The following is a 13,476-nucleotide window of genomic DNA, read 5'->3' on the forward strand; positions in this document are numbered from 1 at the left end:
TTGATTATAAATACGGGGCGACTTTTGCTATGCTTTAGAAAAGAAAGGAAGCATTAAAAGAATAGTGAAGTTAAAAATTGTGTCGGTTATATCTATAAAATAATAGTGTGTTTTTTATATATCTATTTGTTTTGAATAATTGTCAGAATTTTGTTGCGAAATACTATGGCTTCTTTCGATACAAAAAAGGCGACATCAGCAACAGTCGGATAGAGAAAGATAGCTCAAAGCGGCGAGGAAATAGAAGAAACATAGGATCAACGTTTAAAAATAATGGAACTAGGGGGAAGGAAATTGTTTTATCAATCAGTGAATGAGTATCTAGTAAAAATGAGAGAAGGATTATCTGCTGAAACCATTAAAGGTGAAATGCCATCAGTCTATGCGTACTGGTTAGCACAGGAAGCAGAATTGAAAAAAATATTGAAAAACAAAGACATGGCTTTTTGGATGGACATCCAACGAGTTCTCTTGATCGATGCAAAATTAGTATTACTTCGCAGTTACATCAATGACTACGATTTTCACGGATTTTCCGAAGATGAGATCATTGCCAATGTGGAACAAGATCATTTTACCTTTAACAAAGAACTGTGTGGCTATAGTTTGAAAGAACAGGTGCACCCATCAATTATTTTTGGTGATCAATAAGCAACAAAAAAGACCGTTCAAACGAGGAATAAGCTCCTACACTGATTCAAAATAAGACCGATTGATTTGTGGTATGATTGTGATGACAAGTACGATTGCACAGATCATTGCAACAGTTTGAAAAGGAGCGGAGAGGTATGGTTCAATTTGAACGGATCATTTTATTGTTTTTCTTGTACTCATTTATCGGATGGCTTTGGGAAACCATTTATTGCTCACTAAAAGCCAAGCACTTTGTGTATCGGGGCTTCCTTATTGGTCCGATCACACCCATCTACGGCTTTGGGATTCTTGGCGTTGTCTATTTTTTACGGCCATTGCATGAGCAAGTGATTCCACTGTTCTTTGCGGCAGCGTTGTTGGTTACCGTGCTTGAATATGTGACAAGTTATTTACTTGAGCGTTTTTTTCATGCCTCATGGTGGGATTATAAAGAAGTCCCATTGAATATCAATGGACGGGTGGCATTGCCGATTTCTCTTTTTTGGGGCGTGTGCTGTGTGCTGATTGTTCGATTTGTTCATCCGCAAATGCTGGAGATTGTTCAAACATTGAGTGCTCGAGTAGGATTCTTATTGCCAGTTTTCTTATTAATGGTTCTCTCTTTTGATATGGGCTATACCCTAGCTAACTTGGTTGCCTTTCAGAAAGCGGTGCAACAGGTCAATCAAGCCTTTGAACAGCACAAAAAAGAATTGGCTGAAAATATTGAGCAATATAAAAACGATTGGCAAGGGCGCTTCGCAGCGTTTCCAGAAGAATGGCGCGTTTTAAAACAAAATCTACCGAGATTGAATTTCCATCAAAGAAGACTCTTAAAAAACTTTCAAAAGTTAGAAATCAATCAGATAAAAAGCAGTCAGGAATTGTCTCGATTTATTGAAGCCATTCGTAAGAAAAAATAGGTTTGTTACGGTTAGATTACAAAAAATAAACCCTTATCAATGCTGATTCTTCCCACTTCTGACTGATTTCAGTTGAAAAAGACGATTAAAACACCCACTTTTACGATAATTTGTAACAAATTGTAAAGGTCCTGCAATAAAATTCTTCTTAAGAATTTGTATAATAGGATATGTTGGAAACCATAGTGAGAAGTGAGGGAATTTTTTGAAGGCAAAGAAACTACGAACAATCGTTGTCGCTGTCTTTGCGGCAGGAATCGTTTCTCCAATCTTTGCGCAGGCTGAGTCACTTGAATCATTGCAAGAGCAAGAAAGTGCCGTCATGCAGCAAAGTCAGGAAATCAGTACGGAAGTACAGATTGCATTGACTGATGTGAATGCGAAATACAGTGAGGTAGAAGAGCTAAAAGCTCAAATCGCTGAAAATGAAGAATCATTAGCAACAACCAAAGCAGAAATCAAAACTGCACAAGAAACAATTGAAAAGCGTGAAGCAGTCGTTGCGGAACGTATGAAAGACATCCAAGTCAATGGCGGGGCAACCAGAGACTGGACGGTACTGTTAGAATCATCCAACATCCAAGATTTTATCAATCGTGCCTATGCGATGACGATGTTACAAAACTTGGAAAAAGAAAAGATCGATTCATTGACAGCAGAAAAAGAAAAGCTGGAAGCTTTAGAAGAAAAAGCACAGTCAACACAGCAATCATTGAAAGAAAATCAAACCGCATTAGAATCAGAAGCCAAAACACTGGATTCAAAAATTGCGAATCTACAAGCCCAATTGAAAGAAAACGAAGCAACTTTGGCACAAATTGCTTCCAGCAAAGAAGCTGAAACAGCTCGCTTAGCTGCTGAAAAAGCAGCAGAAGAACGAGCAGCCAAAGAAGCGGCGGAACAAGCAGCGAAAGAAAAAGCTGAAAAAGAAGCAGCCCAGGCTGCCGAACGTTCAAGCGCTTCTGAATCACAAGCGTCTGCTTCATCGAGCAGCAATACGACTGGAAGCAGCAGCTCATCATCGAGCAGCTCTTCAAGCAGTAACAATAGCTCAACTAACAGCTCAAGCAATACAAGTAACAACAGTAATAACAATAGCAACAACAGCAATACAAGCAGCGGTCGGACATTGATGATGGAATCAACTGCTTACTCGTATAAAGAAGCTGGCTCTAGTTTCTTTACAGCAAGTGGTACAGACTTACGTAAAAATCCAATGGCAGTTGCCGTTGATCCAAGCGTGATTCCCTTAGGAACCTTAGTCAATGTTGAAGGCTATGGCGTAGCACTAGCGCTTGATACTGGTGGCGCGATCAAAGGAAACATCATTGATGTTCACTTTGATAACGTCGCACAATGTATCCAGTGGGGCCGTCGTCAAGTAAAAGTAACGATCCTCGATTAATCAATCAACTAGCAAGAAGCAGCTCACTGAATGAAGTGGCTGCTTCTTTTTTTGCTTTTAATGGAGGAAGGCATAAGAAGAGAGCGTATCGCTGCGTCAGTGCTGACACGATCGATACCGCTCTGGATTTATTGTTAAACTGCTCACAAGCTCTTACGATCGTTCTCAGGAGCATTTTTTGAACAGCTTGGTCAGAAGGAGGAGAACAGAGGGTGCACGATTATCAAGGATTGAAATTGGCATTCAATTTCTCTTCTAATGCTTCCCAGTCGTGCTCATCGGGAAAGGTTTTGAATAGCAAATAATCAATGTCTTGGGCATATTCGGTAATATATTCCGTATAGTTGGTAACGATCAAATCAATTTGATTTTTTTCCAAATAGCCTGCGGACAATTCATTGGAGTCCGGAAAATAAAAGGTCCGAGAGCTGCGCAAATAACGAACAGATTTGCATTTTAATAATTGGCATAAATAAAAGGGGCCTTCGAATAAAAAAGCGATATTTTTCTTTGCTTGCCAGTACAAAGATTTAATAGAAGTAACATACATCGTAAGACTCGTTCCTAAGTGTTCCAGTGTGTTACTGTCCCAAATTTCTCTGGCTAATGGTTGCGTCAACAGATAGTTTTTAAATAGATGGTAATCATCCGTATATGCCTCTTCGACAAATTGAACGGTATCAGAAATCATATGATTTAATAAGGGGGATAATAATTGCTTGATTTTTGCTACCGTAAAAAAGGACTCCACTAAGAGTCGGTCACGAGCGCTATCTTGTGTATCTGGCAAGCAATCCTTGACAAAGGTTGCCGCAAGCTGCTTGATTTCAGGCCAATGATTATACTCTCTACAAAAGGTCTGCTCGATCGCTAAATTGCTGATTGAGCGACGGGTTTTCACTAGTAAGAACAAATAAAGGACTTCCTCATAGGGAAGCTCTTTTTGGTATTGCTCACTCACAGTCTCATTGATTTCAGAAAATAGCCGAAAATCATTATACTGTTCAAATATTTTTTTAATTTGCTTAGGCAACTCGATACGTTGACCTGCACAATGGCGCTCAAAGGTGATATACAAGTAATAATTGAATTCACCAAATGAACAAGCATGCTGGTCAAGTTGGTAACATCTTGAAAAAGCACTGGCAGTGATATTTTGGATGGCGATCGGTGGAAAAATCGTATGAGCAGTAATCTCCGATTCATAATAGAAATCATGGAAAAACTTACGAATATTGATTTCCTCACCAATAAAGCAAATAGGATTGGTTTGGATCTCCAAACGATAGAAAGAAAAAATAGGTTGTACTTTCCGCAAATAGCGAAGAACAGTGCTTTCTGATATATGGTACTTCTCGGCCCATTCTGATGAGCTATAAAGATCGTTGTGGAAAATACTTTCGATGATATGGAACAAAATCTCATCGGCAATCAGCGCACGTTTTTTCGTTAAATACACAGCGGAATGTTTGATTGAAAAAATATACCCCTTGTGAGAAGAGTCGATCGATAAACAGTCGCCAAAATACTCTTTTAGATCCGTCACGTCCGTAACGATTGTTCGCGTGGTACTTCCTGAAATCTTTGCCAAACCTTGAGTCGAACATTGATAATTTTTCTCGAATGCCATCAAAATTTTCAGCCATCGAATCGTTGCAGTGTTGGTAATAAAATTAATTTGAAAATTTCTCAAGACGTGGCTCCTTTCATGAATAAAATCGCAAATCTTACTTATTCATCTTAATGAAGATAGGGAAGAAAAAACAAATCACGTATTTCATCGGTTGGTGAAATCTATACCTGTTCCTGTGCAAGATTTTGTGCATTTTCTATAAATCAACTGTCGTTCGGCATATATATAGGTAGAAACACGTTTTTTCAGCATCTAAAATAAAATAAATTGAAATTAAATAGCAAAAGAGGTGTCAAGGAAATAACTTTTTGGCGTAAAAATAAAAGTTGAATGATTAATTATGTTTCGGGGGAACCAATAGAAGATGAAAGGGGACGGAAGTGAAGAGGAAAGTCACTTTACGGAAGATAACTTATAATTTTTACAGGAACGATTGGTGTAAATAAATAGTAACCGCGAAGGAAACCCTAAGTGCCCCAAGAAAATTATCCAATTTTGCCAAACCGATTTATAATAACAACAAAAGTATTTAACTTTTCTTTCTGAAATTCTCATGTTTTCTATTTATAATGAAAAGATGTTGAGAAAATGAATGAATATAATCACTCGAGGTTATTTTTCTATGATGTGACAACTCTCAAAGACGATGAGAATAACGATTATCACTGAATTATTTATTATTTAAAATGAGGGTTTAAAAAAACTGTCAAGTATGCTACACGTTATTTATGTATATTTAAAATAACTGATATTTGCCATTAAATAAGCCTTTTATTGATGAAAAATATACCTTAAAAAAGAAAAAACAGGAATTTCCTTTATTTAATGATACATTTCTCTTATAATAAACTAGAATTGCCTTTATTATGTGAGACGAAGGCAGAATGCTTAAACAAGCACAATTGAATTAGGGAGTGTGTTCATGGGAAAGCCGTTAATAAAGACTTTGACTGTGTTAGCTGTGGGAATCGGAGCCATCGCAATATGTTTGATAGGTTACCGACAAAATAACCAAAGACAATATCAGCAACGAGTCGAATACGCACAGACAGCGATTGCAAGCGAGCGAGAGCGCTTAAATGAACTGTCCGGAGAAATTGCTGGTATGTACAGCAACGAAGAGCAAACGTTTTTACGAAGTGATCTTAGCGAAGAAGAGGTTTTGAAAACTGTCGCGAAACTATCAGCAGTAAAAGTATCTGCAGATGATTACGGAATCGAAGAGAGCGCATTGCCGAGCGAATCTGTTGAGATTCAAGAAAAGAAACAAGCGCTGGATGATCAACTAAAAGAGATCGAGGCAAAAGTGAAAGTACAAGCTAAGACAGCAGCGTTGTTTACTGAAGGTGTTTCGAATTGGCAAGCTGCTGAGAACAATGTCACTATTAAAGAGGATTTAAAAGAAACGGACTTAGGGAATGTACGTGAGGATTTAAATTTTCTTGAAGATGGTCCATGGAAAGACCTTGTTTCTGCTTATTTAGAGTTTGCGACCGCTCAATTGGATCGCATTACTCAAATTCAAGCCAGCTTGAATGCTATGCTGCAAGAAAATGTTGTAACTAGCGAAGTGACTTTGGATGGCTATTTAGCTCTGATTGATAGCATCAATCAAGTGCGAAATCAAGTACTCAAAGATTCTTTTACAGAATCCGCTAATTCAATTGCGGCACAAATGGGGTATACAGGCTATACCAGTTATATTCCCTCAGCTTCAACTGAAAGTTATTCTGACGATACATCAACAGGAGACGGTACTGGAACAGACATGAGTTCAGCGTCTTACTATTAGATAAGTTGAATCGTGCTGAAGGAAATTTTAGATAACTGGAGGAAAGCAAATGTCAAAAGGAAAAAAAATCTTTTTAATTATCTTTACAATCGTTGCAGTGTTAGTCATCGGATTGATCGGTGTTGCTGCTAAACTATATTTTGATGTGTCAAACTCAATTAACGAAACCTATCAATCAGTTGAGCGTGATCGAGAAGATCGCCTACGTGAAAATGATGTCAATCTATCCCAACAAGAGTCCTTCTCGGTTTTACTGATGGGGATCGATACCGGTGATTTAGGCAGAGTCGAACAAGGCCGTTCTGATACCATGATGGTGGCGACCATCAGTCCTCAAGACAATCAGACGACGGTGGTGAGTATTGCTCGCGATACCTATGTTGATATCGTAGGACATGGAACAACAGATAAAATCAATCATGCCTATGCCTTTGGAGGGGCAGCCATGTCTATGAACACGGTTGAGAAGTTTTTAGATATTCCAATTGATCATTACGTGTCCCTTAATATGGAAGGCTTGAAAGAATTAGTTGACGCAGTCGGCGGTATTGAAGTTGATAATGATTTGACTTTTTCAAAAGATGGCTTTGATTTTACAATTGGTCGTACAAAATTAAACGGAGAACAAGCACTCGCTTATTCAAGAATGAGATATGATGATCCCAATGGAGACTATGGGCGACAAGACCGACAACGTAAGATGGTTGAAGCAATCGTAAAGAAAGTTCTTAGTCTAGATGGGGTTAGTCAATATCAGACTATCTTGAATGCAGTTGAGAACAATATGAAAACTGATATGAGTTTTGATGATATGCGGACATTGGCAATGAATTATCGCAGTGCGTTTCAAACGATCAAACAAGACCAGCTTCAAGGTGAAGGATTCATGCAAGATGGTATCTCGTATCAGCGTGTGAGTGATGAGGAACTAGCAAGAGTTCAAAAAGAGTTGAAAGCTCAACTAAATCTAGAGAATGAATAGGAAAGTGGAGAAAAGATGGAAGAAACAATTAGCTTGAAAGAAATATTCGCAATTCTACGGAAACACTTAGCTGCTATTTTTATTTCAATGTTTGCTGGTTTAGCTTTAGCAGGGATATTTACCTTCTTTGTCATTACACCAAAATACAGTTCACAAGCCCAGTTGATTGTGACATTGCCTCAATCCGAAACTACCAATGCCAACGATGTGAATACAAACCTGCAAATGATCAACACCTATAAGGATATGATCGTCAGTGATCTAGTTATGACACAAGTAAAAGATCGTCTGGAGTCTGAAAATAATCTTGATTTGACTGTAGGACAATTGAAGGAGTCCATTTCAATCAACCAATCACAGAACTCACAAATGTTTTCCATTCAGGCAACCAGTACCAATGCAGTGTCAGCACAAAATATTGCCAACACGACTGCATTAGTCTTTCAAGAAAATGCCCAAGATGTCATGAATGTTGATAAAATCTCAATCATTTCAAGTGCGGTAGCTAGCACTACACCAGTTTCACCTAATAACAAACTAAATTTAGCCATTGGTCTGGTATTAGGTATCATGGTCGGTGTCGGTTTAGCCTTCTTATTGGAGCTACTAGATCGAACTGTCAAAGATGATAAATTTGTAACCGAAACATTAGGCTTCACTGTATTAGGTACTGTTCCGCAAATGTCACCAAAAGAATTAGCTGCAACCATTCAGAAAAAACCAAGTGCACCATTTATTAAGAAACCGCAAGGCGACAAAACGGCAGAATCACGCCGAAGTCGTAGTCGGGTCTAGGAGGGAACAATGATGGCAAAAAAACAAGAACGTACTGGGACACAGACACATGCAGTAAGTTTGATCACGCTAATTGATCCTTCTTCGCCAATCTCAGAGCAATATCGTACGATTCGTACAAACATTCAATTTGCATCTTCAGCAGATAAACAAATTAAGACCATTGTTGTTACTTCTTCTGGTCCAGGGGAAGGCAAATCGACAACTTCAGCTAATCTAGCGGTTGTTTTTGCAAAATCAGGACAACGGGTATTGTTAGTTGATGCGGATATGCGGAAGCCTACTGTATACAAGACATTTAGCTTAAACAATGCGAGTGGATTGAGTACCGTATTAAGTACCTCAACGAGCGTCCTCGAAGCGGCTCAAAAAACGGTGATCGATAATTTGTCTGTCTTAACCAGCGGACCAAAACCACCAAATCCATCCGAGCTACTTGGGTCAGCACGAATGAACCAAGTAATCGAAGAAGCGAAAAATCTTTACGACGTGGTTATCTTTGATATGCCACCAGTTGTAGCAGTTACCGATGCACAAATTATGGCATCTAAAGCAGATGGGACGATCTTAGTGGTTCGAGAAAACGTTGCTCGTAAAGAATCCTTAACAAAGGCGAGAGATCTTTTAAATATGGTTCAAGCAAGAATTGTTGGTGTCGTTTATAACGGTGCCGAACATTCGAAAGATTCAGGTTACTACTATTATTATGGAAATTAAATAGTTTAAAGGAGACGAGAGAAATGATTGATTTACATTGCCACATTTTACCAGGAATTGATGATGGGGCCGAAGACATCAGTGCGAGCATCGCTATGGCCGAAAAAGCGATTAGCCAAGGAATCACGCATATCCTTTGTACCCCGCATCATAATAATGGAAAATACCGCAATCCAAAGTCTGAGGTCATTTCTCTCGTTACTTATTTACAAGAAGAATTGGATGCGCGGAACTTGCCTTTGACTGTACTTGAGGGGCAGGAGGTTAGGATAACGGGAGATTTAATTGAGGATATTCGTAACGGTAATATTCTATTTACGGATCTTTACGATACGTATATTTTGATAGAGTTTCCTACAATGGAAGTACCAACTTATTCCGAACAAGTCTTTTTTGAGTTGAACAGCCTTGGTAAAATTCCAGTTATCGTACATCCAGAAAGAAATGCTTATTTCAGAAAAGATCCAAACAACCTGATCCCGTTTTTAGAAATGGGATGTTTGGCACAACTGACCGCTCCCAGTTATGTGGGTGTCTTTGGGAAAGACATTCAAAGAACATCTAAAATAATGGTTGAGCACAATTTGGTACAGATGGTAGCTTCCGATGCTCACGGAGTCAAGAAACGTTCTTTTTATATGAAAGAAACCTATGAGCAAATCGCAAAAGATTTTGATAAAAGCAAAGTTGCTTTAATGAAACAAGTAGCAAAAGATTTGATAAATGGAGATCAAATTGAGTATCCGGAATACGCAATAATAAAAAAGAAAAAGTTTGGATTATTTTAGGGGGTAAAATAATGGATGAGTTGGATGCATCTAACCTTAATGAGGGGAAAGTAATAAGAAAAGGTAAACATCAAATCTACCTTTGCAAAGATGACGTTGAATCAAAATATTTATACTTTTTCATAAAAAGAATCATTGATATCATTGGTAGTATTGTCGGTATGATGCTTTTATCACCTCTTTTTTTAGTTATTGCTTATAAAATAAAAAAAGAAGAACCAGAAGGACCCGTTTTTTTTTCGCAGGAACGTGTGGGAAAAAATGGAAAATTATTTAAGATGTACAAGTTTCGCTCTATGTGTGTGGATGCTGAAGAAAAATTAGAGATGCTACTACAACATAATGAAGTAGAAGGTGCTATGTTTAAAATGAAAGATGATCCTAGAATCACTAAGATAGGAAAATTCATTCGTAAAACTAGTATTGATGAATTACCACAACTTTTGAATGTACTAAAAGGAGAAATGAGTTTAGTCGGACCAAGACCACCGTTGCCAAGAGAGGTTTTAGATTATACGGATTATGATCGTCAGCGATTGTTGATTAAACCTGGTTGCACGGGATTCTGGCAAGTGAGTGGTAGAAATCATGTTGGATTTAATGAGATGGTCTACTTAGATTTAAAGTATATCAAAACATGTAGCTTCTTAACTGATTTAAGCATCATAGTGAAGACTATAAACGTGATCTTTAAACCGAATGGGGCTTTTTAAGATTATGTATTTCAAATATAGGAAGTATAGTGTATGGAGGCATTTCGTTGGAACATAAGACTGATAATTTGGTAAAAAAAACACTTATTTATTTAGCAGGAAATTTTTCGTCGAAAATTTTTGGGTTTATCATTATACCAATATATGCAACATATCTAAGTGCGAGTCAGTTAGGGGAATATGATTTTCAACAAACAATTGCTGGATTGCTTCAACCAGTTATTGCTCTTGCTATTTGGGAAGCAGTACTTAGATTTGGACTAAAAGCAGAGAAAAAAGAATTAAATCAAATTATTTCTACAGCAGCTTTTATTTCTTGTGGAACTTTAAGTATCGCTTTTATAATAATGCTAGGGATGTATTTTAATATATACGGCACTAATATTATAAGCTTTCTGTATGTATTAATGATTATTTTCATGCCAATTATTACACTATTAGGTTATATGACAAGAGCTACTAGAAATACAGCAGTGTTTGCATTCTCTGGCGTTATTTCTTCCTTTATAAATTTATTGGGAATACTGGTATTTGTGATTTGGAAAGATTTTGGTTTAATGGGAATGTTATTATCCACAATAGCTGCAAATATTTGCAATGCCCTAAGTTTATTTTTGGGATCTAAACTATATAATTATATATCTTTCCGGAATTTTTCTAGAAAACAAGCTATCATATTACTAACTTATTCTATGCCTCTAATTTTGAATTTAGTATTTGGTTGGTTTACATCAAGTTTTTCTAGATTTTATATTAACACAACGATCGGGTCTACAGAGAATGGTATCTACGCTTTTGCGATGAAATTTTCAACCATTATTTTGCAAATTTCATCTATCGTAAATATGACAATGATAGAAGATGCTGTAGAAACTGCGGGGGCAGAAAACTGGACAAAACGTTTTGAGAAAAATATTGTAGATGTCACCAATATTTTTTTTCGAGCTGCGTTTATATTTCTCCCATTAATAGGCATATATTTTCATACGGTAACCAACAATGATTTTTCTAAATCTCTTGTCTTGGTACCTATTCTTATGTACTCAACTTTAATGAATAACGCCTCAACTCTTATAGGTAATGTTTTTTCTGTATTCAATAAAACCTCAAGAATTTTCCTGACAACATTACTTTCTGGATTTGTAAATATACTGGGTGCAGTCGCTTTAGGACATCTTTTTGGACTGTGGGGTATTATTATCAGTCAAATTTTGGGATCTAGTGTTTTGTTCTTTACAAGATATTTTTATGGCAGATCCATTAATAGATATGAAATTGACTGGAAAAAAATGATTATTAATTCGTTACTGTTTTTGTTAGTATCTTTAATTGTACTTACGAGAAATCTCTGGATTCAGTTCATTGTCTTTTTTATTTCTTCTTCGAGTGTATGTTTTCTTTATAAAAACTGGATCAAATATGAAATTAATCAAATTAGAAACAAATTAAATAGGTAGTTTTATATAAATGTTATCTAGTTCACGTTAAAAATAGAAGTGAATGGATTTTAAAACTATCCAAGGAGAGGTAAATAATGAAATACCATATAAAATATTTTCTTTTTATATTACTGATACCTTTTATAAATCCCAGAAGATTAATTTGGCTATATGGGTCTACAAAAAATGTTTTAGTGAAAAGTATTTGTATCAGAAGACTAAAAAAGTGGTCAATTTCTATTTCTTCAGGTGCTATAATATCTCCTTCTGTGAAGTTTCCTCATCCTCAAAATATTGTTATAGGAAGAGGAGTAGTAATTGAAGATGAAGTAGTTATCTACCAAGGTGTGACTATCGGTGCTTCAAATGGCACTATAGTTATTCACGAAGATGAGCTAAATAATTATTATCCCTATATAAAAAAAAAGGCCACTATCTATACGAATTCTGTAGTTGCAGGTGGAATTTGTATCGGGGAATATTCTGTTATAGGAGCAAATTCATTTGTAAATAAAGATGTTCCAGATAAAATGATTTATGCTGGAAATCCTGCACGATCAATTTTGGAAATTTAAAATTAGTAGAGGAAGAATTATATGAGAAAATCGATTTTAATTACGGGAGCCGCTGGATTTATTGGTTCAAATCTTGTTGAACGCCTTTTAAAAGAATATGAGGATTGTATTATAGTTGGTATAGATAATTTGAACGATTATTATGACGTGTCGCTAAAAGAATATCGATTAGCTAACTTGAAAAAATACAATAATTTTGTTTTTGTAAAAGGAAATATAGCAGATAAAGAAATTGTAAGCTATGCTTTCGAGAAATGGAAACCAACTGTGGTTGTTAATCTCGCTGCTCAAGCAGGTGTTCGCTATTCAATAACTAACCCAAATGTTTATATCGAATCGAATATACTTGGTTTTCAAAATATTTTAGAAAGTTGTAGGGAATATGCAGAAAACATTAAGCATTTAATATTTGCTAGTTCCTCAAGTGTTTACGGGTTGAACAATAAAGTACCCTATAGCGTAAAGGATAAAGCAGATAGTCCAGTCAGTCTTTATGCGGCTACAAAAAAGTCTAATGAGTTAATGGCACATTCATACTCAAAACTTTATAATATTCCAGTAACTGGTCTAAGATTTTTTACTGTTTATGGTCCAGCTGGTAGACCTGATATGGCATATTTCAATTTTACAAATAATCTTATCAATAAGAATAGAATTAAAATTTTTAACTATGGGGATTGTCAGAGAGACTTTACCTATATAGACGATATTATTGAAGGAGTATTTCGTGTAATCTCAGCCCCTCCCAAGAAAAATTTAGGCAAAGATGGGTTACCAATACCTCCTTATTCACTATATAACATAGGAAATCATGAACCTGTAAATCTAATGGATTTTGTAAACATTTTATCAGAGGAACTGATTTTGGCAGGAGTTATAGATAAAGATTTTGAATTAAATAACTATATGGATCTTGTGCCTATGCAACCTGGTGATGTAGCAGTTACTTATGCTGATATGTCAGACTTTGAGAGTAACTTTGATTATCGACCTCAGACAAGTTTAAGAGAAGGTTTGAAAAAATTTGCCGAATGGTATTTCTCGTATTATCAGGAAAGCCTAAATAATTAAACTTTTGCAT

Annotated in this window: 13 protein-coding genes; 12 read left to right on the plus strand and 1 reads right to left on the minus strand. The window is 36.3% G+C overall.

Annotated elements, in window-relative coordinates; genetic code table 11:
• The first annotated feature begins 273 nt into the window (after positions 1-273).
• From IGI76_RS05620 to IGI76_RS05630, 3 genes are all read left to right on the plus strand, one after another.
• Positions 274-651: a DUF7006 family protein gene (locus IGI76_RS05620; RefSeq protein WP_005234961.1), complete on the plus strand. Its 378-nt coding sequence runs from the start codon at positions 274-276 to the stop codon at positions 649-651.
• Between the two features lie 137 nt (positions 652-788).
• Positions 789-1,556, plus strand: a complete 768-nt coding sequence (locus IGI76_RS05625) for a putative ABC transporter permease (RefSeq protein WP_086294928.1) — start codon at positions 789-791, stop codon at positions 1,554-1,556.
• 205 nt (positions 1,557-1,761) lie between these two features.
• The gene (locus tag IGI76_RS05630) at positions 1,762-2,961 is read left to right on the plus strand and encodes a 3D domain-containing protein (protein ID WP_270266536.1); all 1,200 of its coding nucleotides are present in this window, start codon (positions 1,762-1,764) and stop codon (positions 2,959-2,961) included.
• Positions 2,962-3,184: 223 nt separating this feature from the next.
• Here IGI76_RS05630 and IGI76_RS05635 read toward each other — a convergent pair whose 3' ends face one another.
• A complete protein-coding gene (locus tag IGI76_RS05635; protein ID WP_438781191.1) occupies positions 3,185-4,654 on the minus strand; it encodes a helix-turn-helix domain-containing protein in 1,470 nt (489 codons plus the stop codon).
• An 862-nt stretch (positions 4,655-5,516) separates the two neighbouring features.
• Here IGI76_RS05635 and IGI76_RS05640 point away from each other — a divergent pair.
• The 9 genes from IGI76_RS05640 to IGI76_RS05680 all read left to right on the plus strand — a co-directional run bounded on the left by IGI76_RS05640 (position 5,517) and on the right by IGI76_RS05680 (position 13,466).
• Positions 5,517-6,386, plus strand: coding sequence for a hypothetical protein (locus tag IGI76_RS05640; RefSeq protein ID WP_270266538.1), 870 nt, complete (start codon positions 5,517-5,519; stop codon positions 6,384-6,386).
• Positions 6,387-6,435: 49 nt separating this feature from the next.
• The gene (locus IGI76_RS05645) at positions 6,436-7,368 is read left to right on the plus strand and encodes an LCP family glycopolymer transferase (protein ID WP_416242378.1); all 933 of its coding nucleotides are present in this window, start codon (positions 6,436-6,438) and stop codon (positions 7,366-7,368) included.
• A gap of 15 nt (positions 7,369-7,383) precedes the next feature.
• Positions 7,384-8,163, plus strand: a complete 780-nt coding sequence (locus IGI76_RS05650; protein WP_008378786.1) for a YveK family protein — start codon at positions 7,384-7,386, stop codon at positions 8,161-8,163.
• 9 nt (positions 8,164-8,172) lie between these two features.
• Positions 8,173-8,880 carry a CpsD/CapB family tyrosine-protein kinase gene (locus IGI76_RS05655; protein ID WP_010747869.1) on the plus strand — a complete coding sequence of 236 codons (708 nt, stop codon included), beginning with the start codon at positions 8,173-8,175 and terminating at the stop codon, positions 8,878-8,880.
• A 23-nt stretch (positions 8,881-8,903) separates the two neighbouring features.
• Positions 8,904-9,668, plus strand: a complete 765-nt coding sequence (locus IGI76_RS05660) for a tyrosine-protein phosphatase (RefSeq protein WP_010747870.1) — start codon at positions 8,904-8,906, stop codon at positions 9,666-9,668.
• Positions 9,669-9,679: 11 nt separating this feature from the next.
• Positions 9,680-10,381: a sugar transferase gene (locus IGI76_RS05665; RefSeq protein ID WP_228074072.1), complete on the plus strand. Its 702-nt coding sequence runs from the start codon at positions 9,680-9,682 to the stop codon at positions 10,379-10,381.
• A gap of 47 nt (positions 10,382-10,428) precedes the next feature.
• Positions 10,429-11,838: a lipopolysaccharide biosynthesis protein gene (locus IGI76_RS05670; RefSeq protein ID WP_010747872.1), complete on the plus strand. Its 1,410-nt coding sequence runs from the start codon at positions 10,429-10,431 to the stop codon at positions 11,836-11,838.
• A gap of 77 nt (positions 11,839-11,915) precedes the next feature.
• Positions 11,916-12,395 (plus strand): hypothetical protein, encoded by a 480-nt coding sequence (locus tag IGI76_RS05675; RefSeq protein ID WP_010747873.1) that lies wholly within the window; start codon positions 11,916-11,918, stop codon positions 12,393-12,395.
• A gap of 21 nt (positions 12,396-12,416) precedes the next feature.
• Positions 12,417-13,466, plus strand: a complete 1,050-nt coding sequence (locus tag IGI76_RS05680) for a GDP-mannose 4,6-dehydratase (protein WP_010747874.1) — start codon at positions 12,417-12,419, stop codon at positions 13,464-13,466.
• Positions 13,467-13,476: the final 10 nt, after the last annotated feature.

It is taken from the genome of Enterococcus sp. DIV2449a (genome assembly GCF_051711225.1).
In the GTDB taxonomy this organism is placed as follows: domain Bacteria; phylum Bacillota; class Bacilli; order Lactobacillales; family Enterococcaceae; genus Enterococcus_D; species Enterococcus_D casseliflavus.

Excerpts from the sequence above, each read along its gene's own strand:
- IGI76_RS05645 (WP_416242378.1), top strand. The coding sequence starts at position 6,436 with ATGTCAAAAGGAAAAAAAATCTTTTTAATTATCTTTACAATCGTTGCA.
- IGI76_RS05680 (WP_010747874.1), top strand. The coding sequence starts at position 12,417 with ATGAGAAAATCGATTTTAATTACGGGAGCCGCTGGATTTATTGGTTCA.
- IGI76_RS05620 (WP_005234961.1), top strand. The coding sequence starts at position 274 with ATGGAACTAGGGGGAAGGAAATTGTTTTATCAATCAGTGAATGAGTAT.
- IGI76_RS05655 (WP_010747869.1), top strand. The coding sequence starts at position 8,173 with ATGATGGCAAAAAAACAAGAACGTACTGGGACACAGACACATGCAGTA.
- IGI76_RS05625 (WP_086294928.1), top strand. The coding sequence starts at position 789 with ATGGTTCAATTTGAACGGATCATTTTATTGTTTTTCTTGTACTCATTT.
- IGI76_RS05660 (WP_010747870.1), top strand. The coding sequence starts at position 8,904 with ATGATTGATTTACATTGCCACATTTTACCAGGAATTGATGATGGGGCC.
- IGI76_RS05640 (WP_270266538.1), top strand. The coding sequence starts at position 5,517 with ATGGGAAAGCCGTTAATAAAGACTTTGACTGTGTTAGCTGTGGGAATC.
- IGI76_RS05650 (WP_008378786.1), top strand. The coding sequence starts at position 7,384 with ATGGAAGAAACAATTAGCTTGAAAGAAATATTCGCAATTCTACGGAAA.
- IGI76_RS05665 (WP_228074072.1), top strand. The coding sequence starts at position 9,680 with ATGGATGAGTTGGATGCATCTAACCTTAATGAGGGGAAAGTAATAAGA.
- IGI76_RS05675 (WP_010747873.1), top strand. The coding sequence starts at position 11,916 with ATGAAATACCATATAAAATATTTTCTTTTTATATTACTGATACCTTTT.